Raw genomic sequence first — 19194 nt, 5'->3', positions numbered from 1 at the left:
CTCCTTAGGGTTATTTGCCGTCTTTACCAACGTGAAGGATGGCAAGGAATGCTTCCTGCGGCAGCTCGACGTTACCGACCTGCTTCATACGCTTCTTACCGTCTTTCTGCTTCTGCAGCAGCTTTTTCTTACGGCTGACGTCACCGCCATAGCACTTGGCCAGAACGTTTTTACGCAGCTGTTTCACGGTTGAACGCGCGATAATGTGGTTGCCAATGGCCGCCTGAATCGCGATATCGAACTGCTGACGCGGGATCAGCTCTTTCATCTTTTCAACCAGCTCGCGGCCACGGTATGGCGCATTGTCGTTGTGGGTGATCAGCGCCAGCGCATCCACGCGCTCGCCGTTGATCAGCACGTCCACACGCACCATGTTGGAGGCCTGGAAGCGTTTGAAATTGTAATCCAGTGACGCATAGCCACGGGAGGTGGACTTCAGACGGTCAAAGAAGTCGAGAACCACTTCCGCCATTGGGATTTCATAGGTCAGCGCCACCTGGTTACCGTGGTAAACCATGTTGGTCTGCACGCCACGCTTCTCAATACACAGCGTAATGACGTTACCCAGGAATTCCTGCGGCAGCAGCATGTGACACTCTGCAATAGGCTCACGCAGTTCATGAATGTTGTTCAGCGGCGGCAGCTTGGACGGGCTGTCAACGTAGATCACTTCTTTCGAGGTGGTTTCAACTTCATAGACTACGGTCGGTGCCGTGGTGATCAGATCCAGATCGTATTCACGCTCCAGACGCTCCTGAATGATCTCCATGTGCAGCAGACCAAGGAAGCCACAGCGGAAGCCGAAGCCCAGCGCCGTTGAGCTTTCTGGCTCGTAGAACAGGGAAGCATCGTTCAGGCTCAGTTTACCGAGCGCGTCGCGGAAGTTTTCATAGTCGTCAGAGCTGACCGGGAACAGACCCGCGTAAACCTGCGGTTTCACCTTTTTAAAGCCTGGCAGCGCTTTATCTGCCGGGTTACGCGCACCGGTCAGGGTATCGCCCACCGGCGCGCCGAGGATGTCTTTAATGGCGCAGACCAGCCAGCCTACCTCGCCGCACGTCAGCTCGGTACGATCAACCTGTTTTGGCGTGAAGATACCCAGACGGTCGGCGTTGTAGACCTGTCCGGTACTCATTACCTTGATTTTGTCGCCTTTACGCATGGTGCCGTTTTTAATACGCACCAGCGAGACTACGCCCAGATAGTTATCAAACCAGGAGTCGATAATCAGCGCCTGCAGTGGCGCATCCGGATCGCCTTCCGGGGCCGGAATGTCACGTACCAGGCGTTCCAGCACGTCGGTTACGCCCACACCGGTTTTCGCGGAGCAGCGCACGGCGTCGGTCGCGTCAATGCCGACAATATCTTCAATCTCTTCCGCTACGCGCTCAGGATCGGCGGCTGGCAGGTCGATCTTGTTCAAAACCGGCACAACTTCGAGATCCATTTCCATCGCGGTGTAGCAGTTTGCCAGGGTCTGGGCTTCAACGCCCTGCCCGGCATCCACCACCAGCAGCGCGCCTTCACAGGCCGCGAGCGAGCGTGAAACCTCATAGGAGAAGTCAACGTGGCCTGGGGTGTCGATAAAGTTCAGTTGATAGGTTTCACCATCAGCCGCTTTGTAATCAAGCGTAACGCTCTGCGCTTTAATGGTGATACCGCGTTCGCGTTCCAGGTCCATGGAGTCCAGAACCTGGGCTTCCATTTCACGATCAGACAGGCCACCGCAAATCTGGATAATACGGTCAGACAGCGTCGACTTACCGTGGTCAATGTGAGCAATGATCGAAAAGTTACGTATGTTCTTCATATAGTTAAATAATTATGCCTTACGAATTCCTGGAGGCCGCTGTTCTTAGCCTGACGTTTTTCAGTGCGAAAACGCAGCATTCTACACTACATCCTCGCTACCTGGAAATGCACTTAGAGACAGGTATAGCGTGAAGAAAGGACGTTTTCTGTTTTAGGGTGTAAAAAATGATAAAGCCCGATGGATTACCGGGCCTCAGAAGAGAGCGTTTCAACACGAAGCTGGTCTGGCGCCAGCCCAACGCTGAGAATGACAGGCTGCCACTCCTCGCGCGCGGCGAGCCTCGGAGAGAGACCTTTGGCAAGCCAGAATCCCCCTACGCCACCCAATGCGGCACCGCACATGGCGGCCACATCGGTACCAAACAGCATCTGAAACAGGCCGCCCATGATAAACAGCCCGACCAGCGGAGAGAGATACACCAGCATGGCGGAACTGAGCAGACTGCCTTCCGCGATGCCCAACTCTACCTTTTGCCCCGCCATCAGCGGCTGTTCGCTTGGCACAGAAATCGTGTGCGATGTTTGCGGCCCGAGCTTATTCAGCACGCGGCTGCCGCAGCCGGCGCGGGATGCGCAGCTATTGCATGAGGCTTTTACATCGCAGCTAACCAGCGCAATGCCGTTCTGCCACGAGACAACCGTCGCCCACTCTTTGATCATTGTGCGGCCCTGAATTTAATGCTGTCGGAGATGCGCTTCGCCGTTTGCGGAGGAAGTTCTCCCACAATGGTGATCTCTGCGTTATCGCGGACCGTTGTACTCACCGTACGGCGCCCGGTACGCAGCATTTGTTCGGCGCTGTTTGCCGTTGCGCGATTGATATTCACCGAGAAGCTGAACAAGCCGTCGGAATAGAGGCGCGATTCCACCGGCGTTTCAATCGTTGGCAGCTGACGACGGCTGCTGGACACTTCGCTAAACCCTTGCGGGATCCAGGCAGGTACCCAGTTGAACTTAACGGAATCCCCGGCAGGAACAGAAAGCAGCGGTGGCAGGCTGGCCTTAGCCAGGTTCTGCATGCTGTTACCAACCTGATTGTTCACGCTAAAGGAGATAACCCGGAACTGTTCCAGCGTTTCGCCGTCACGGTCGAGGAGGTCAACACGCATGGGGAGTTTGGTTTCGGCGTCAATCCAGACGATATAGCTGTAGCGCGTTCCGTCCCGGGCAACAACGCGAATCACCTCGCACAGTCTGTCCGCGATGCGGGTACGCCCTACCGAAATAAAATCGTAGTAAGGGGCAAGCCGTTTGAAGTCGGTGTAAATGAGTGACGGCAGAGAATCAACGATATAATCGCCATTCAGCGTGAAAGGTTCCAGGCCTGGCTCGAAATAGCTGATTTCGTTGCCACGCTGGACAACTTCCCGACGCGGACCATCCATCTGTAGAAGCTGGGCGAGCGGCTGGTTATCAAGACGGGCATGACGATAGCGTAACGACTCGACGCCCTGCTTATTGATGCTGATAAATGCCAACTCGTAATTGAGTGACTGGCTAGCCAGATTCATTTGCTGCAACAACGCCCCGGATGAAACATCAGCCGAGGCGTTGGCAGAGAAGAACAGGCTACCCGCCACCAGAGACATGGCGAACCAAAGTTGCTTCATTACTGCGATTGCGTTCCTAAAGTTTGGTTTCCGGGCACCTGCACAGCAGCTTGCTGTGTCTGGGCCTGCTCAAACTGAAGCTGTTCAGAGTGCAGACGACGCTGCAACTCGTAATCCTGCAACATCGCATTAATGCGACGGCGCTGCTCCTGAACCTGCTGCTGACCGCCGCTGGCGGAAGCATCAGCCGGTACGCCCAGACTTACCGGGCTGGCTTTGCCCATCATCGGCAGTGTGTTAAACACTGGCGCTTCTGGCTGCTGATTAGTTTCAGACTGAGTATTATAGTGCTGGACGCCAACAATAACTGCAAGCGATACGCATGCAGCCACACCCATTTGGGTAAGCTGGCTGGCCCACGGACGCACCTTTTGCCAGAACGGCATTTTCTGCCACTGGTGAGGCGCAGGTTGAGCTTCAGGAATCAGCGGAGTGGTCTGATGGACAGGCTCATTCTCAATCGCCGCCATGACGCGGGCTGAGATATCGAAATGGAGAACCTCGCCGGTGTCACCGCGAAGGGTGTCACGGATGAGATGGTAACTCTCCCAGGTCTCTTGCATTTCGGGTGAATGAGACAGCTCGTTGAGCAGCTCACTATCCACCGTTTCACCATCCATTAAAGCGGAAAGTTTTTCTTTCTGCATGCCTAATACCTTTTCCAGTATCCCGCTATCGTCAACGCCTGATAAGCGGTTGAACTTTATTATCAATAGCTTCTCGCGCACGGAAAATTCGTGAACGTACCGTGCCGACCGGACAATCCATGATAGCGGCTATCTCTTCATAGCTCAGACCATCCAGCTCCCGTAACGTAATTGCCATGCGTAAATCTTCCGGGAGCGACTCGATCGTGCGAAAAACGATTTGTCTCAGTTCTTCTGACAACATTAAGTTCTCAGGGTTCGAAATTTCTTTCAATGCGCCGCCACTTTCGAAGTTTTCGGCGTCGATTGCGTCCACATCACTTGAAGGCGGACGACGGCCCTGAGCGACCAGATAATTCTTTGCCGTATTGACCGCAATACGGTACAGCCAGGTATAAAAAGCACTATCTCCCCGGAAAGAATCCAGCGCGCGATAGGCCTTAATAAAAGACTCTTGCACCACATCAGGCACATCGCCTGACGGTACATAGCGGGAAACCAGGCTCGCCACCTTATGCTGGTAGCGCACCACCAGTAAGTTAAAGGCTTTCTGATCTCCCTTCTGGACCCGTTCAACCAGGACCTGGTCCGTTAACTGCTCGCTCATCCGAGGTAATGTCTCCCCAAACCTAAATTCCACGCGTTATCGAAACGCCACTCTAAAATACCGCACTTTGAGCAAGCACCGAATTAGAGTGTCTGATCTTCAATAAGTTCCGTAACGCCTTTGTTTTTGTTCATCGCGCCGCAGACCGTTCATTTTCTCTCATTATAAGTCTGTTCACGATACGCACCACTTTCTGACAAGAAACATCTTTTTCCCGCCAGAAGAGTAACGCAACACAGGCTTTATTTCACCACAAAATCTGACGCTAACGATCTGCTTCGCAAAATAATTTCACTCATTTACCCTCCGTTTACCTCCGCTTACGCGTTTAGCCATTGCAACAGCCCTTAAATAAAACGTGCGATAAATCGCATTCGAGTGCTATTCTGACCAAACACTGTTTAGTAAATTAAACAACAATCATGAACACAACACCTGAACTCCATTGTGATGTACTGATCATCGGCAGCGGCGCTGCCGGTCTCTCTCTGGCGCTGCGCCTGGCCGAGCATCAAAACGTTATCGTTCTGAGTAAAGGACCGATAAGTGAAGGTTCTACGTTTTATGCCCAGGGCGGCATTGCCGCCGTGTTTGATGAAACAGACAGCATTGCATCCCACGTCGACGATACGCTGATTGCCGGGGCCGGGATCGTGGATGCGCACGCCGCAGAGTTTGTCGCCAGCAACGCCCGCCACTGCGTTCAGTGGCTCATCGACCAGGGCGTTTTATTCGATACACAGGTTCAACCCAACGGTGAAGAGAGCTACCATCTGACACGCGAAGGCGGCCATAGCCACCGCCGAATCCTGCACGCAGCGGATGCCACCGGAAAAGAAGTGGAAACCACGCTGGTCAGCAAAGCGCTGAACCATCCTAATATTCGCGTTCTCGAGCGAAGTAATGCCGTTGACCTGATCATTTCCGACAAGATTGGCCTGCCCGGCACGCGTCGCGTGGTGGGCGCCTGGGTCTGGAACCGTAATAAAGAGAAGGTGGAAACCTGCCAGGCGAAGGCAGTGGTGCTGGCGACGGGCGGCGCCTCCAAGGTGTATCAGTACACCACGAACCCGGACATTGCCTCCGGAGACGGTATCGCGATGGCCTGGCGCGCTGGCTGCCGGGTGGCGAACCTCGAGTTTAATCAGTTTCACCCAACCGCCCTGTTCCACCCTCAGGCGCGCAACTTCCTGCTGACGGAAGCCCTGCGCGGTGAAGGCGCTTATCTGAAGCGCCCTGACGGCTCCCGCTTTATGCCCGACTTTGACGCACGGGGCGAACTGGCCCCGCGCGATATCGTTGCCCGCGCCATCGATCATGAAATGAAACGTCTTGGCGTGGACTGCATGTATCTTGATATCAGCCATAAGCCAGCAGAGTTCATTCGCCAGCATTTCCCGATGATTTACGAAAAGCTGCTCAATCTTGGCATTGATTTAACGCGCGATCCGGTGCCCATTGTGCCAGCGGCCCACTATACCTGCGGTGGCGTGATGGTTGACGATCATGGACGTACCGATGTGGACGGTCTGTATGCTATCGGTGAGGTCAGCTATACCGGACTTCACGGCGCGAACCGTATGGCCTCTAACTCGCTGCTTGAATGTCTGGTGTACGGCTGGTCAGCAGCGGAAGACATCACCAAGCGCATGCCTTACGCCCGCGAGACAGAGCACCTGCCAGCCTGGGATGAAAGCCGCGTGGATAACCCGGACGAGCTGGTCGTGATCCAGCACAACTGGCATGAGCTACGTTTGTTTATGTGGGACTACGTGGGGATTGTGCGCACCACGAAACGCCTGGAACGCGCCTTGCGCCGCATCACCATGCTGCAGCAGGAAATTGATGAGTACTACGCCAATTTCCGCGTATCCAATAACCTGCTGGAGCTGCGCAATCTAGTGCAGGTGGCCGAGCTGATTGTTCGCTGCGCGATGATGCGTAAAGAGAGCCGCGGGCTGCACTATACCCTGGACTACCCGGATCAGCTTGCTGAGTCCGGCCCGTCGATACTCGCCCCGCAGGTTTACATAAACAGATAAAACGCCTGGGTCAGAGCAGTGTAATCTTCGGAATAACGCTGGTCTGGCCCACGGATCACCATTCGGTCATTAAAGCATTCACCCTCTTTTGGCGAGAGCGCCAGCAGCACGCGGTGCGGCAGTCGTCCTTCCGTATCCGAAATATCGGTACGCAGACGTAACGTCCAGCCGATCTCCTGCGCGATACCGATGAACGTGTTGCCGGTACTCTCAGGCAGGACCACGCAGAAAAAACCTTCTTCGGAGATGAGTTCTGCCGCACTGGTGAGCAGCGCTTTATGATCGAGGGAGCCGGTATAACGCGCCTGTTCACGCTCGGGTGTCCCGCACTCAACGCCGGGTTCGTAGTAGGGAGGATTGCTGACGATCAGATCGTAACGCGCGGTTTGCTCAGGCGCCCAGGCGAGCACATCTGCGCATTCCACCTTCATTCGGGCTGCCCAGGGAGATTCGGCCATATTGTCACTCGCCTGCTCTGCGGCCTGCGCATCCAGTTCGACGGCATCAATGGTGACATGTTCTTCCGTACGCTGCGCCAGCATCAACGCCACCAGCCCGCTGCCGGTACCGATATCAAGAATACGCTTAACACCTGCGACAGGCGCCCACGCTCCCAGTAAAATACCGTCTGTACCGACTTTCATGGCACAGCGATCGTGGGCGACAAAAAATTGTTTGAACGTAAAACCATCGCGGCGCAGCTGCGCTTTGAGTTGAGACATGTCAGGGCAACCTTCTAAGTGAAACTGGAGTAGCATAGGGGAAAGCGAAGTGGCCGAAAAGCGATATCCATACAAACAGATGAAGATTACAGCCGTAACGTCTATAATCAGCGCCCCACACAGAGGTAGAACATGACTGTAACGACTTTTTCCGAACTTGAACTCGATGAAAGCCTGCTCAATGCACTGGAGAGCAAAGGCTTTACACGCCCGACCGCCATTCAGGCAGCGGCCATTCCGCCTGCGCTTGAGGGCCGCGATGTGCTCGGTTCTGCGCCAACCGGCACGGGGAAGACAGCAGCCTATTTGCTGCCTGTGTTGCAGCATCTGCTCGATTTTCCACGTAAAAAATCTGGCCCGCCGCGTATTTTAATCCTGACGCCTACGCGCGAACTGGCAATGCAGGTTGCCGATCACGCGCGTGAACTCGCGGCAAATACTCATCTGGATATCGCCACCATCACCGGCGGCGTTGCGTATATGAACCACGCCGAAGTGTTCAGCGAAAACCAGGACATCGTCGTTGCGACCACGGGACGCCTGCTGCAGTACATTAAAGAAGAGAACTTCGACTGCCGCGCGGTTGAAACGCTGATCCTCGACGAAGCCGACCGCATGCTGGACATGGGCTTCGCACAGGATATCGAGCATATTGCCGGGGAAACGCGCTGGCGTAACCAGACGATGCTGTTCTCTGCCACCCTCGAAGGGGAAGCGATCAAAGACTTCGCAGAGCGTCTGCTGGAAGATCCGGTTGAAGTCTCGGCGACGCCGTCCACCCGTGAGCGTAAGAAGATCCACCAGTGGTACTACCGCGCGGACAACCTCGAGCACAAGGTCGAATTGCTGAAACACCTGCTGAAGCAGGAAGATGCTCTGCGCACAATCGTGTTTGTGCGTAAGCGCGAGCGCGTGCACGAGCTGGCTGAAATGCTGCGTAACGCCGGGATCAACAACTGCTATCTTGAAGGCGAGATGGCGCAGATCAAGCGTACCGAAGGCATCAAGCGCCTGACCGACGGTCGCGTTAACGTGCTGGTTGCGACTGACGTTGCCGCTCGTGGGATCGACATCCCGGACGTCAGCCACGTCATTAACTTCGATATGCCGCGCAGCGGAGATACCTACCTGCACCGTATTGGCCGTACCGGCCGCGCGGGCCGCAAAGGGATTGCGATTTCACTGGTCGAAGCGCATGACTACCTGCTGCTGCAGAAGATTGGCCGCTATGTTGATGAGCCGCTGAAAGCGCGCGTTATTGACGAACTCCGCCCGACCACGCGCGCGCCGAGTGAAAAGATGACGGGTAAACCGTCCAAGAAAGCGCTCGCGAAACGTGCTGAGAGAAAAGAGAAAGAAAAAGAGAAACCGCGCGTGAAGCAGCGCCACCGCGATACCAAAAATATTGGTAAGCGCCGTAAGCCAAGCTCTGCCACACCAGAGACGAAAACTGAAGAGTAAAAAAAGCCGGGGATTTCCCCGGCTTTTTTATTCCCCCCTGCTGAAGCCGTTACAGGCTTTCAGTAAAGGTACGGGCGATAACATCGCGCTGCTGTTCTGGAGTCAGTGAGTTAAAGCGAACCGCATAGCCGGACACGCGGATGGTCAGCTGCGGGTATTTTTCAGGATGCTCAACCGCGTCCATCAGCGTTTCGCGGCGCAGTACGTTTACGTTCAGGTGCTGACCACCTTCCACGCGCACTTCCGGTTTCACTTCCATTGGAATTTCACGGTACTCGATTTCGCCCAGTTTGCTCACCGGCACGATTTCATCTTCAGCAAAACCCGCTTTCGCAACGACACAGCGCGCTTCGTTTTTCTCGCTGTCCAGCAGCCAGAAAGAATTGAGCAGATCGTCATTTGCAGCTTTAGTAATCTGGATACCTGTAATCATGTGTTGCCTCCCTAGGCTACATTAACTGATGTCGGCCTCTCGCGGCCAATTGGTAAAACCATTGTTTCTTGTGTGTATATATATCATTCACACCCCGGTGATTTATTGATTTAAATCAACAAAAACACCAACCACATAAAGAGTGTGGTTTGAATTTATTGTTTTAGATCAATTTCGCAACCTTACCAATTCAACTTGCCCTGCATCTTTTCAATATAAATTTAGCCACTTAGCGCACTTTTCAGCGTGTAATTTTGCTCACCGGGGTTAAACAGGTAAGCTAGTCACAGATTGAGATTCGCAGGAGAGCGAGATGACAACACCTTTAACCTGGCATGACGTGCTGGCAGAAGAAAAGCAGCAGCCTTATTTTATCAATACGCTCAGCACCGTTGCCGCTGAGCGTCAGTCTGGACAGACGATTTACCCGCCACAGAAAGATGTGTTCAACGCCTTTCGCTACACCGAACTGAGCGATGTGAAAGTGGTGATTTTGGGCCAGGATCCCTATCACGGCCCTGGGCAGGCGCATGGGCTGGCGTTTTCCGTCCGTCCGGGCGTGGCTATCCCCCCTTCTCTGCTCAACATGTATAAAGAGCTTGAGGGAACCGTGCCCGGGTTTACCCGGCCAAACCACGGCTACCTGGAAAGCTGGGCGCGCCAGGGCGTGCTGTTACTGAATACGGTGCTGACCGTACGGGCGGGCCAGGCGCACTCACACGCCAGCCTTGGGTGGGAAACCTTTACCGATAAAGTCATCAGCCTTATCAACGAGCATCGTGAAGGGGTCGTGTTTTTACTCTGGGGTTCTCACGCGCAGAAGAAAGGGGCGATTATCGATCGTCAGCGTCATCACGTGTTGAAAGCACCGCACCCGTCACCGCTGTCTGCGCATCGCGGTTTCTTTGGCAGTAATCATTTTGTTCTGGCGAATGAATGGCTGGAAAAACGTGACGAAACGCCAATTGACTGGATGCCTGTATTACCGGCAGAGAGCGAGTAGGATTTGAATGTGCCGGGCCAGGCCCGGCACATTAAGAGGCTTATGCCTTGTTCTGACGCCACCACTCGGCCAGCAGTACGCCGGTCGCAACGGATACGTTCAGACTTTCCACATTACCTGTCCCGTCGATAGAGACGCTCAGATCCGCACTGGAGAGCGCCGCGTCAGACAGACCATCGCGTTCCTGACCTAATACCAGCACCATTTTACGCGGCAGCGTCGCTTTAAACAGCGGCGTACCGGCATGGCTCGAGGTAGTCACGATGGAATAGCCCGCTTTACGGAACTGCTCAAGGGCATCCAGAACGCTGTCGCCGGTGATCGGCTGTACGTGCTCGGCTCCGCCTTCCGCAGTACGGATCGCGGCGCCGGATTCCAGCAGCGCGGCATCCTGCAACAGCACGCCTTTCACGCCAAAGTGCGCGCAGCTGCGCATCATTGCGCCCAGGTTGTGCGGGTTACCCACATCTTCCAGCGCCAGCACGCAGTCATCGGCATCCGCCTGGCTGACCCACTGCTGCACGGTCGTGCCATTACGTTTTTTGATCAGGAAGCAGACGCCGCCGTGGTGTTCAGTACCGGAGGCTTTGGTCAGCTCGGCATCATCCACGACGTGGTAGGCTTTACGGTTCGCAGCCATCCAGCGCAGCGCTTCTTTAAAGCGCGGAGTCACGCTCTGGATAAACCAGGCGCGGACGATACACTCAGGACGGCTCTGGAACAGCGCCTGGCAGGCGTTTTCGCCATACACGCGGGTCTCTTCTGCGCGCTGACGGCGCAGCACTTCCGGGTCGATAAAGCTTTTACCGCTGATACCGCCGTGATCGGCTTTTTCCGGCGTCTCATCGCCAGGGGCGCGAGAAACGGTGCGCCACGGGGAGGCGTTATCGCGTGAGAAGTCATCACGCGGACGATCGTCGCGTGGACGGTCACTGCGTGGGCGGTCGGAACGCGGACGGTCATCGCGTTTGCGATCGTCACGTTTGCGGTCATCACCGCGGTTATTTCTGTCATCGCGGGCGGGGCGACGGCCACCGTCTGCACGAGAAGACGCCGGACGCCCGCCACCTTTTCCGGTACGCGGATTTTGGGTGCGTTTATCAGAGTCATCATCACTGCGGACATACATCACTTTGACCTTGCCGCTTTTGTTTTTCATTTCGTCGTTCATGCTTTTCTCCACCAGCGCTGCGCGAAGCGCGCAGATTACCCGATGTGCCAGCGCATAGCCATAATTTCGTACAAAAGCCTGTGACTATTGTTCTCATTGAATAAAACGCATTGTTGTTTCAAACAGGCTCATTGATAATATGTAACATATTAGAAACATTATCGGCGTTCTGCCGCTGTCCCACGGCTCTATCAGAGGTTAGTTATGAATACCGTATGTGCCAACTGTCAGGCTCTTAATCGCATTCCGGACGATCGGATGGAAGATGGTGCGAAATGCGGACGTTGTGGCCATGAATTATTTGATGGCGATGTCATTAACGCGACGGGTGCTACGCTGGACAAACTCCTCAAGGACGATCTTCCTGTCGTGATCGATTTCTGGGCGCCATGGTGCGGCCCATGCCGTAGCTTCGCGCCGATCTTCGAAGATGTGGCCGAAGAGCGCAGCGGAAAAATGCGGTTCGTGAAGGTCAATACCGAAGCTGAACCCGAACTGAGCGCACGTTTTCGTATTCGCAGCATCCCGACCATTATGATTTTCAAAAATGGCGAAGTGATCGATATGCTCAACGGTGCGGTTCCAAAAGCGCCTTTTGAAAGCTGGTTAAACGAGTCGCTGTAACATTCACGGGGCACATCTTGTGCCCCGCTCCCGCCTCTGCGAAAATAGTGTTTTTCCTGCATTTCGCCCATGACTGATAACGCTGTCCTTAAATTACGCGCCGAACGCCTTGCGCGCGCCACCCGACCGTTCCTCGCCCGAGGCAACCGTATTCGCCGCTGTCAGCGCTGCCTGCTGCCGCTGAAGGTTTGTCTGTGCGAGACGCTGGCTCCGAGTACGGCGGAGAGCCGTTTTTGTCTGGTCATGTTCGATACCGAGCCGATGAAACCCAGCAATACAGGGCGTCTTATCGCCGATATTCTGCCGGATACGGCCGCGTTTCAGTGGTCCCGTACGGAGCCACCTCAGGCCCTGCTCGATTTAGTGGCAAGCAAGGACTATCAGCCGATGGTCGTTTTCCCCGCGTCATATGCAGGCGTGGATCGCCAGGTGCTTTCAGTGCCGCCATCCGGTAAACCACCTCTGTTTATTATGCTGGACGGTACCTGGACCGAAGCGCGGAAAATGTTTCGCAAAAGCCCCTATCTCGACGCGCTGCCGGTGATTTCTGTCGATCTTTCCCGCGTCTCCGCCTACCGCCTGCGTGAAGCGCATGCTGACGGGCAATACTGCACCGCCGAAGTGGCCATTGCGCTTCTGGATTTAGCGGGAGATACCGCTGCGGCTGGGGCCCTGGGCAACCATTTCTCATGCTTCCGGGAGCGCTATCTGGCGGGAAAAACCGTTCATAAGGGCAGCGTCACAGCACTCGAGCCAGAAAGCGTTTAAAATCATCAGGTCGCTTGCATTCACAGGAGGCCTGCATGAGCCAGCGAGGGTTAGAAGCGCTACTTCGTCCTAAATCCATTGCCGTCATCGGCGCATCAATGAAACCGGATCGTGCTGGCTATCTGATGATGCGCAACCTGCTGGCCGGGGGGTTTAATGGCCCCGTCATGCCCGTCACGCCGGCTTATAAGGCCGTTCAGGGGGTGCTTGCATGGCCTGACGTACAAAGCCTGCCCTTCGTGCCGGATCTTGCCGTGCTCTGTACAAACGCGAAGCGTAACCTGGAACTGCTGGAATCACTCGGCAAGAAGGGGTGTAAAACCTGCATTATTCTCTCGTCCCCCCCTGAACAGAAAGCCGAGCTTCTGGCCTGCGCCAGCCGCTATCAAATGCGCATTCTTGGGCCAAACAGTCTGGGCCTGCTTGCCCCCTGGCAGGGGCTGAATGCCAGTTTCTCCCCGGTTCCAATCCGCAAAGGCAAACTCGCGTTTATCTCGCAGTCGGCTGCGGTATCTAACACCATCCTCGACTGGGCGCAGCAGCGTGAAATGGGATTCTCCTACTTCATTGCCCTGGGCGACAGCCTGGATATCGATGTTGATGAGCTACTGGATTTTCTGGCTCGTGACGGCAAAACCAGTGCGATCCTGCTTTATCTTGAGCACCTCAGCGACGCGCGTCGTTTTGTCTCGGCTTCTCGAAGCGCCTCGCGCAATAAGCCGATCCTGGTGATCAAAAGCGGACGAAGCCCTGCGGCACAGCGTTTGCTGCATTCGCATTCCGGCATGGATCCTGCCTGGGATGCCGCCATCCAGCGCGCGGGGTTGCTGCGGGTGCAGGATACGCACGAGCTTTTTTCCGCCGTTGAGACGTTAAGCCATATGCGCCCGTTGCGCGGTGAGAAATTAATGATTGTCAGTAACGGTGCCGCCCCTGCCGCGCTCGCGCTGGATGAGCTGTGGCGGCGCTTCGGCAAGCTGGCAACGCTGAGTGAAGAGACGCTACAGCGCCTGAAAGACGCGCTTCCGACCAGCGTGACGCCCGGCAATCCGCTTGATTTGCGCGATGACGCCAGCAGCGACCGCTATATCAGGGCGATTTCCATTTTGCTGGATAGCCAGGATTTTGATGCGCTGATGATTATCCACTCCCCGAGCGCGGTCGCACCGGGCAGCGAAAGCGCGCGCGCGCTCATTGACGCCGTGCACAACCATCCACGAGGCAAATATGTCACCCTGCTCACCAACTGGTGCGGTGAATTTTCCTCTCAGGAGGCGCGGCGCTTGTTCAGCGAGGCCGGGCTGCCAACCTACCGTACGCCGGAAGGCACCATCACCGCGTTCATGCATATGGTGGAATATCGCCGCAACCAGAAACAGCTGCGTGAGACCCCGGCTTTGCCCGGGAATCTGACGGCGAACACCGTCGACGTTCACCGGCTGTTGCAGCAGGCCATTGAAGAAGGCGCGACGTCGCTTGATACGCATGAGGTCCAGCCCATTCTGGGCAGCTACGGCATGCAAACCCTGCCGACATGGATCGCCAGCGACAGCGCTGAGGCCGTGCATATTGCCGAGCAAATTGGCTATCCGGTGGCCCTGAAGCTGCGCTCCCCGGACATCCCGCATAAGTCTGATGTTCAGGGGGTTATGTTATACCTGCGTACTGCGACTGAGGTGCAGCAGGCAGCTGATGCCATTTTCGACCGGGTCAAAATGGCCTGGCCGCAGGCAAGGATCCACGGATTGCTGGTGCAAAGCATGGCAAACCGCGCTGGGGCTCAGGAATTACGGGTGGTGGTCGAACACGATCCCGTCTTCGGCCCGCTCATCATGCTGGGGGAAGGTGGCGTTGAGTGGCGCCCGGAGGAGCAGGCCGTGGTCGCTTTACCGCCGCTGAACATGAACCTGGCGCGCTATCTGATCATCCAGGCGATTAAAAGTAAAAAGATCCGTGGCCGGAGCGCGCTGCGTCCGCTTGATATTGCCGGGTTAAGCCAGTTCCTGGTACAGGTCTCTAACCTGATTGTGGATTGTGCTGAGATCCAGCGGCTGGACATTCATCCGCTACTCGCCTCCGGCAATGAGTTCACGGCGCTGGACGTGACCCTGGATATCGCGCCATTCGACGGAGACAGAGAGAGCCGTCTGGCAATCCGCCCGTATCCCCTACAGCTGGAGGAGTGGGTTGAGATGAAGAATGGGGAACGCGCCTTGTTCCGCCCTATTCTGCCGGAAGATGAGCCCCAGCTGCGGGCCTTTATCTCTCAGGTCACGAAAGAGGATCTTTATTATCGCTATTTTAGCGAAATCAACGAATTTACCCACGATGATTTAGCCAATATGACCCAGATCGACTACGATCGAGAAATGGCGTTTGTTGCCGTTCGTCGCTCCGATAAGGGGGATGAGATCCTCGGCGTCACGCGTGCGATTTCTGACCCGGATAACGTCGATGCGGAGTTTGCGGTGCTGGTGCGCTCCGATCTTAAAGGCCTGGGTCTGGGAAGACGGCTGCTGGAAAAACTCATCAGTTATACGCGAGATCACGGATTGTTACGCCTCAATGGCATTACTATGCCTAACAATCGCGGTATGGTGACCCTGGCGCGAAAACTTGGGTTTGACGTTGATATTCAGCTGGACGAAGGTATTGTGGCCTTGTCCCTCAGTCTGACATCAGCAGACAAACGCGAGTAAGCTACTGGAAATGTTACCCACTTTGGACGGGACTGGTGGTATCATTGTCCGCTTATGTTGTTTGCATGGTACAGACAACCCTTCAATGAACAGAGAAGAAACGCACTGTGATGTTGTCAAAATTTAAGCGTAATAAACATCAACAACACCTTGCTCAACTACCGAAGATTTCTCAGTCAGTTGATGATGTAGAGTTCTTTTACGCTCCCGCTCATTTTCGGGAGACGCTTCTGGAAAAGATTGCCAGCGCCACGCGACGCATTTGCATTGTGGCGCTGTATCTTGAACAGGATGAAGGCGGGCGCGCGATCCTGAACGCGCTCTATGAAGCCAAACGTCAGCGTCCGGAACTCGATGTTCGCGTGCTGGTCGACTGGCATCGCGCTCAGCGTGGCCGTATTGGCGCTGCCGCGTCAAACACCAATGCCGACTGGTATTGCCGCACGGCGCAGGAAAATCCTGGCGTTGATGTGCCTGTTTATGGCGTCCCGGTTAATACCCGTGAAGCGCTCGGCGTACTTCATTTCAAGGGCTTCATCATTGATGACAGCGTGCTTTACAGCGGCGCAAGTCTGAATGATGTTTACCTTCATCAGCTCGATAAATATCGCTACGACCGTTACCATCTGATCCGTAATCCGCAGATGGCCGATATCATGTTCAACTGGGTTGATAAAAACCTGGTCCATGGACGCGGTGTTAATCGCCTTGACGATCCCGAGCGTCCTAAAAGCCCGGAAATCAAAAACGATGTTCGCGCCTTCCGCCAGGAGCTGCGTGACGCGGTCTATCATTTCCAGGGCGATGCGAACAACGAAGAGTTATCCGTTACCCCGCTGGTAGGGCTCGGCAAATCGAGCCTGTTGAACAAAACGATCTTCCATCTGATGCCGTGCGCGGAGCAGAAACTCACCATCTGTACGCCGTACTTCAACCTTCCTGCCGTGCTGGTGCGTAATATCATTCAGCTGCTGCGCGACGGTAAAAAAGTGGAAATTATCGTTGGTGATAAAACCGCAAACGACTTCTTCATTCCTGAAGATCAGCCGTTCAAAATCATCGGTGCGCTGCCTTATCTCTATGAGATTAACCTGCGCCGTTTCCTGAGCCGTTTACAGTATTACGTAAACACTGACCAGCTGGTTGTGCGTCTCTGGAAAGACGAAGACAACACTTACCATCTGAAAGGAATGTGGGTCGACGATGAGTGGATGCTGCTGACCGGTAACAACCTGAACCCACGCGCGTGGCGACTGGATCTGGAAAACGCTATCCTGATCCATGACCCGCAGCATGAGTTAGCCACAAAACGTGAGCGTGAGCTGGAGCTGATTCGCACACATACCACTGTGGTTAATCATTACCGCGAACTGCAGAGCATTGCCGATTATCCGGTGAAAGTCCGCAAGCTTATCCGCCGCTTACGTCGTATCCGTATCGACCGACTTATCAGCCGTATTCTGTAATGTCCAGGCCCTGCCATCCGCAGGGCTTTTTTATAGGGCCCGTTGATGCGTATTCCTCTGTTACTAAGCGTCTTCTTTCTGAGCGGCTGTAGCCATATGGCCAACGATAGCTGGTCCGGACAGGATAAAGCACAGCATTTCCTCGCTTCTGCGATGTTGTCCGCAGCCGGTAATGAATATGCGCAGCATCAGGGATACAGTCGTGATCGTAGCGCAGCGATAGGGTTGATGTTCTCAGTCGGTCTTGGGGCATCAAAAGAACTGTGGGATAGCCGCCCCGCAGGGAGCGGCTGGAGCTGGAAAGATTTCGCCTGGGATGTCACCGGCGCAACGACCGGCTATGCCGTGTGGCAGATGGCGCGCTATTAAAGTCGAATGCCTTTCCCTTTGCGATGCAGCATCAGGGAAACAATAAAGGCCAGTGCGCCCATTATCGTTACGTACCAGAAGAATGTCGTTTCACTTCCCCATGATTTAAGCGATAACGCAACGTACTCCGCCGATCCGCCAAATAGCGCATTAGCAACCGCATAAGAGAGCCCTACCCCTAAAGCGCGGACCTGCGCCGGGAACATTTCAGCTTTCAGTATTCCGCTGATAGAGGTATAGAAACTGACAATCACCATCGCCAGCATCACCAGCGCAAACGCGGCATATGGAGAAGTCACATGCTGAAGGGCAGACAGAATAGGTACGGTACATAACGCCGACAGCCCGCCAAAAATCAGCATCGACGTGCGTCGACCGATTTTATCCGAGAGTGCACCGATAATGGGCTGTATGAGCATAAAGACAAACAGCGCCACGGTCATGACTACGCTGGCGACGTTTGCATGCATGCCGGTGGTGTTCACCAGATACTTCTGCATGTAGGTGGTGAACGTGTAGAAACTGAGAGAGCCGCCCGCAGTAAAGCCCAGCACCATAAGGAAAGCTTTGCGGTTACGCCATAATCCTTTGAATGTTCCCGCCTCCTTCAGCGTTCTGACTTCCTTCTGAGAGGTTTCATCTAACTGACGGCGCAGCCAAAGTGCAACAACTGCCAGTACAGCGCCCATCGCGAAAGGAATTCGCCATCCCCAGGCATGAAGTTGTTCGTCCGTCAGAATCTGCTGCAGGATCACCACCACAAGGATGGCCAGCAGTTGACCACCAATCAGCGTGACGTACTGGAATGAGGCGTAAAAACCTTTACGGCCTTCCAGTGCAATCTCACTCATGTAGGTCGCACTGGTACCGTATTCACCGCCCACCGATAATCCCTGGAATAAGCGGGCCAGTAAAAGTAGCGCCGGCGCCCAGGTACCAATCGATTCATATCCCGGTAAGCAGGCGATCACCAGAGAGCCAAAGCACATCATACACACCGAGATCAGCATAGAAGCCTTACGCCCGCGACGATCCGCAATGCGGCCAAACAGCCAGCCCCCGATGGGTCGCATCAAGAATCCTGCGGCAAATACCCCTGCCGTTTGAAGCAGCTGCGTCGTGGTGTTGCCGGAGGGGAAGAAGATATGTGCGAAGTAGAGTGAACAGAATGAGTAGACGTAAAAGTCGAACCATTCAACCAGATTCCCTGAAGAGGCGCTGACGATTGCCCATACCCTTCTTCGGGTATCACTGTTGGCCAGCGTCCCGTTTGATGTAATGCTTTCTGTCATTGTGATTATGCTCCTGCCATAAACAGCGGCGTATTGAGCCAGGAGACTCAATTACCTCGTAAATGAAATGTTATAATTTTGTTATAAATAACATTGAGACAGAGATCACACATTTCATTAGCAGGAAAAGGGATTAAGAGAAAGGCCAGAGAGGGGAGCACAAAGCAAAAAACCCCGCACCTTACGGTACGGGGTTCTTCTAATTGATGCCTGGCAGTTCCCTACTCTCACATGGGGAGACCCCACACTACCATCGGCGCTACGGCGTTTCACTTCTGAGTTCGGCATGGGGTCAGGTGGGACCACCGCGCTAAAGCCGCCAGGCAAATTCTGTTAAATCTGTATCAAAGCTGAAAATATTCTGTCTCTCGTCCGCCGAAACAGCTTCGGCGTTGTAAGGTTAAGCCTCACGGTTCATTAGTATCGGTTAGCTCAACGCATCGCTGCGCTTACACACCCGACCTATCA

Annotated in this window: 18 protein-coding genes and 1 rRNA gene; 8 read left to right on the top strand and 11 right to left on the bottom strand. The window is 54.7% G+C overall.

Annotated elements, in window-relative coordinates; translation table 11 throughout:
• Nucleotides 1-10: 10 nt before the first annotated feature.
• The 6 genes from lepA to rseD form a co-directional block, all read right to left on the bottom strand.
• Nucleotides 11-1810: a translation elongation factor 4 gene (lepA, locus tag KIF87_RS04380; RefSeq protein WP_063143397.1), complete on the bottom strand. Its 1800-nt coding sequence runs from the start codon at nucleotides 1808-1810 to the stop codon at nucleotides 11-13.
• Between the two features lie 185 nt (nucleotides 1811-1995).
• Nucleotides 1996-2472 (bottom strand): SoxR-reducing system protein RseC, encoded by a 477-nt coding sequence (gene rseC / locus KIF87_RS04375; protein ID WP_032643653.1) that lies wholly within the window; start codon nucleotides 2470-2472, stop codon nucleotides 1996-1998.
• Entirely contained in the window at nucleotides 2469-3422 is a 954-nt protein-coding gene (gene rseB, locus KIF87_RS04370; protein WP_213328032.1) for a sigma-E factor regulatory protein RseB, read from the bottom strand. Before rseB ends, rseC begins: the two co-directional genes overlap by 4 nt.
• Nucleotides 3422-4069 (bottom strand): anti-sigma-E factor RseA, encoded by a 648-nt coding sequence (gene rseA, locus KIF87_RS04365; protein WP_213328031.1) that lies wholly within the window; start codon nucleotides 4067-4069, stop codon nucleotides 3422-3424. The genes rseB and rseA overlap by 1 nt, the downstream gene beginning before the upstream one ends.
• A gap of 31 nt (nucleotides 4070-4100) precedes the next feature.
• Nucleotides 4101-4676 (bottom strand): RNA polymerase sigma factor RpoE, encoded by a 576-nt coding sequence (gene rpoE, locus KIF87_RS04360; protein ID WP_006176728.1) that lies wholly within the window; start codon nucleotides 4674-4676, stop codon nucleotides 4101-4103.
• On the bottom strand, nucleotides 4673-4735 hold the full coding sequence (rseD, locus tag KIF87_RS23450; RefSeq protein WP_229255512.1) for a rpoE leader peptide RseD: 63 nt from the start codon (nucleotides 4733-4735) through the stop codon (nucleotides 4673-4675). The genes rpoE and rseD overlap by 4 nt, the downstream gene beginning before the upstream one ends.
• 363 nt (nucleotides 4736-5098) lie before the next feature.
• Here rseD and nadB point away from each other — a divergent pair, with 363 nt between their 5' ends.
• Nucleotides 5099-6718 carry an L-aspartate oxidase gene (gene nadB, locus KIF87_RS04350; RefSeq protein WP_213328030.1) on the top strand — a complete coding sequence of 540 codons (1620 nt, stop codon included), beginning with the start codon at nucleotides 5099-5101 and terminating at the stop codon, nucleotides 6716-6718.
• Here nadB and trmN read toward each other — a convergent pair.
• The gene (gene trmN / locus KIF87_RS04345) at nucleotides 6703-7440 is read right to left on the bottom strand and encodes a tRNA(1)(Val) (adenine(37)-N(6))-methyltransferase TrmN (protein ID WP_023344703.1); all 738 of its coding nucleotides are present in this window, start codon (nucleotides 7438-7440) and stop codon (nucleotides 6703-6705) included. The two genes, nadB and trmN, sit on opposite strands and share 16 nt — an antisense overlap.
• A 132-nt stretch (nucleotides 7441-7572) precedes the next feature.
• Here trmN and srmB point away from each other — a divergent pair, with 132 nt between their 5' ends.
• Nucleotides 7573-8901 (top strand): ATP-dependent RNA helicase SrmB, encoded by a 1329-nt coding sequence (gene srmB, locus KIF87_RS04340; RefSeq protein WP_047647043.1) that lies wholly within the window; start codon nucleotides 7573-7575, stop codon nucleotides 8899-8901.
• Between the two features lie 49 nt (nucleotides 8902-8950).
• Here srmB and grcA read toward each other — a convergent pair whose 3' ends face one another.
• Nucleotides 8951-9334 carry an autonomous glycyl radical cofactor GrcA gene (grcA, locus tag KIF87_RS04335; protein ID WP_008502190.1) on the bottom strand — a complete coding sequence of 128 codons (384 nt, stop codon included), beginning with the start codon at nucleotides 9332-9334 and terminating at the stop codon, nucleotides 8951-8953.
• Between the two features lie 313 nt (nucleotides 9335-9647).
• Between grcA and ung the strand changes: the two genes are divergently transcribed.
• Entirely contained in the window at nucleotides 9648-10337 is a 690-nt protein-coding gene (gene ung / locus KIF87_RS04330) for a uracil-DNA glycosylase (protein WP_213328029.1), read from the top strand.
• 40 nt (nucleotides 10338-10377) lie between these two features.
• Here ung and KIF87_RS04325 read toward each other — a convergent pair whose 3' ends face one another.
• Complete coding sequence (locus tag KIF87_RS04325; protein ID WP_023308857.1) at nucleotides 10378-11508, bottom strand: tRNA/rRNA methyltransferase; 1131 nt, start codon at nucleotides 11506-11508, stop codon at nucleotides 10378-10380.
• Between the two features lie 204 nt (nucleotides 11509-11712).
• Here KIF87_RS04325 and trxC point away from each other — a divergent pair, with 204 nt between their 5' ends.
• The 5 genes from trxC to KIF87_RS04295 all read left to right on the top strand — a co-directional run bounded on the left by trxC (nucleotide 11713) and on the right by KIF87_RS04295 (nucleotide 17434).
• On the top strand, nucleotides 11713-12132 hold the full coding sequence (trxC, locus tag KIF87_RS04320) for a thioredoxin TrxC (RefSeq protein ID WP_023308858.1): 420 nt from the start codon (nucleotides 11713-11715) through the stop codon (nucleotides 12130-12132).
• Nucleotides 12133-12201: 69 nt separating this feature from the next.
• Nucleotides 12202-12900, top strand: coding sequence for a tRNA-uridine aminocarboxypropyltransferase (locus tag KIF87_RS04315; protein WP_213328028.1), 699 nt, complete (start codon nucleotides 12202-12204; stop codon nucleotides 12898-12900).
• Between the two features lie 35 nt (nucleotides 12901-12935).
• Nucleotides 12936-15599 carry a bifunctional acetate--CoA ligase family protein/GNAT family N-acetyltransferase gene (locus KIF87_RS04310; protein ID WP_213328027.1) on the top strand — a complete coding sequence of 888 codons (2664 nt, stop codon included), beginning with the start codon at nucleotides 12936-12938 and terminating at the stop codon, nucleotides 15597-15599.
• A gap of 110 nt (nucleotides 15600-15709) precedes the next feature.
• Complete coding sequence (gene pssA / locus KIF87_RS04300; protein WP_213328229.1) at nucleotides 15710-17065, top strand: CDP-diacylglycerol--serine O-phosphatidyltransferase; 1356 nt, start codon at nucleotides 15710-15712, stop codon at nucleotides 17063-17065.
• Between the two features lie 45 nt (nucleotides 17066-17110).
• Nucleotides 17111-17434, top strand: a complete 324-nt coding sequence (locus KIF87_RS04295) for a YfiM family lipoprotein (protein WP_213328026.1) — start codon at nucleotides 17111-17113, stop codon at nucleotides 17432-17434.
• Here the strand turns inward: KIF87_RS04295 and KIF87_RS04290 are convergent.
• Both KIF87_RS04290 and rrf read right to left on the bottom strand, forming a co-directional pair.
• Nucleotides 17431-18726 carry an MFS transporter gene (locus tag KIF87_RS04290; RefSeq protein WP_029741120.1) on the bottom strand — a complete coding sequence of 432 codons (1296 nt, stop codon included), beginning with the start codon at nucleotides 18724-18726 and terminating at the stop codon, nucleotides 17431-17433. The genes KIF87_RS04295 and KIF87_RS04290 overlap by 4 nt on opposite strands.
• A 208-nt stretch (nucleotides 18727-18934) precedes the next feature.
• A 5S ribosomal RNA gene (gene rrf, locus KIF87_RS04285) occupies nucleotides 18935-19050 on the bottom strand.
• Between the last annotated feature and the right edge of the window lie 144 nt (nucleotides 19051-19194).

It is taken from the genome of Enterobacter sp. 120016, from assembly GCF_018383635.1.
Classification (GTDB): Bacteria; Pseudomonadota; Gammaproteobacteria; order Enterobacterales; family Enterobacteriaceae; genus Enterobacter; species Enterobacter asburiae_D.
The sequence above is the reverse complement of the archived record's forward strand: the minus strand, read 5'-3'. Positions and strand labels throughout refer to the sequence as shown.

Excerpts from the sequence above, each read along its gene's own strand:
- rseB (WP_213328032.1), bottom strand. The coding sequence starts at position 3,422 with ATGAAGCAACTTTGGTTCGCCATGTCTCTGGTGGCGGGTAGCCTGTTC.
- rpoE (WP_006176728.1), bottom strand. The coding sequence starts at position 4,676 with ATGAGCGAGCAGTTAACGGACCAGGTCCTGGTTGAACGGGTCCAGAAG.
- rseA (WP_213328031.1), bottom strand. The coding sequence starts at position 4,069 with ATGCAGAAAGAAAAACTTTCCGCTTTAATGGATGGTGAAACGGTGGAT.
- nadB (WP_213328030.1), top strand. The coding sequence starts at position 5,099 with ATGAACACAACACCTGAACTCCATTGTGATGTACTGATCATCGGCAGC.
- KIF87_RS04310 (WP_213328027.1), top strand. The coding sequence starts at position 12,936 with ATGAGCCAGCGAGGGTTAGAAGCGCTACTTCGTCCTAAATCCATTGCC.
- KIF87_RS04295 (WP_213328026.1), top strand. The coding sequence starts at position 17,111 with ATGCGTATTCCTCTGTTACTAAGCGTCTTCTTTCTGAGCGGCTGTAGC.
- pssA (WP_213328229.1), top strand. The coding sequence starts at position 15,710 with ATGTTGTCAAAATTTAAGCGTAATAAACATCAACAACACCTTGCTCAA.
- rseC (WP_032643653.1), bottom strand. The coding sequence starts at position 2,472 with ATGATCAAAGAGTGGGCGACGGTTGTCTCGTGGCAGAACGGCATTGCG.
- trmN (WP_023344703.1), bottom strand. The coding sequence starts at position 7,440 with ATGTCTCAACTCAAAGCGCAGCTGCGCCGCGATGGTTTTACGTTCAAA.
- lepA (WP_063143397.1), bottom strand. The coding sequence starts at position 1,810 with ATGAAGAACATACGTAACTTTTCGATCATTGCTCACATTGACCACGGT.
- grcA (WP_008502190.1), bottom strand. The coding sequence starts at position 9,334 with ATGATTACAGGTATCCAGATTACTAAAGCTGCAAATGACGATCTGCTC.
- trxC (WP_023308858.1), top strand. The coding sequence starts at position 11,713 with ATGAATACCGTATGTGCCAACTGTCAGGCTCTTAATCGCATTCCGGAC.
- KIF87_RS04290 (WP_029741120.1), bottom strand. The coding sequence starts at position 18,726 with ATGACAGAAAGCATTACATCAAACGGGACGCTGGCCAACAGTGATACC.
- srmB (WP_047647043.1), top strand. The coding sequence starts at position 7,573 with ATGACTGTAACGACTTTTTCCGAACTTGAACTCGATGAAAGCCTGCTC.
- KIF87_RS04325 (WP_023308857.1), bottom strand. The coding sequence starts at position 11,508 with ATGAACGACGAAATGAAAAACAAAAGCGGCAAGGTCAAAGTGATGTAT.
- ung (WP_213328029.1), top strand. The coding sequence starts at position 9,648 with ATGACAACACCTTTAACCTGGCATGACGTGCTGGCAGAAGAAAAGCAG.
- KIF87_RS04315 (WP_213328028.1), top strand. The coding sequence starts at position 12,202 with ATGACTGATAACGCTGTCCTTAAATTACGCGCCGAACGCCTTGCGCGC.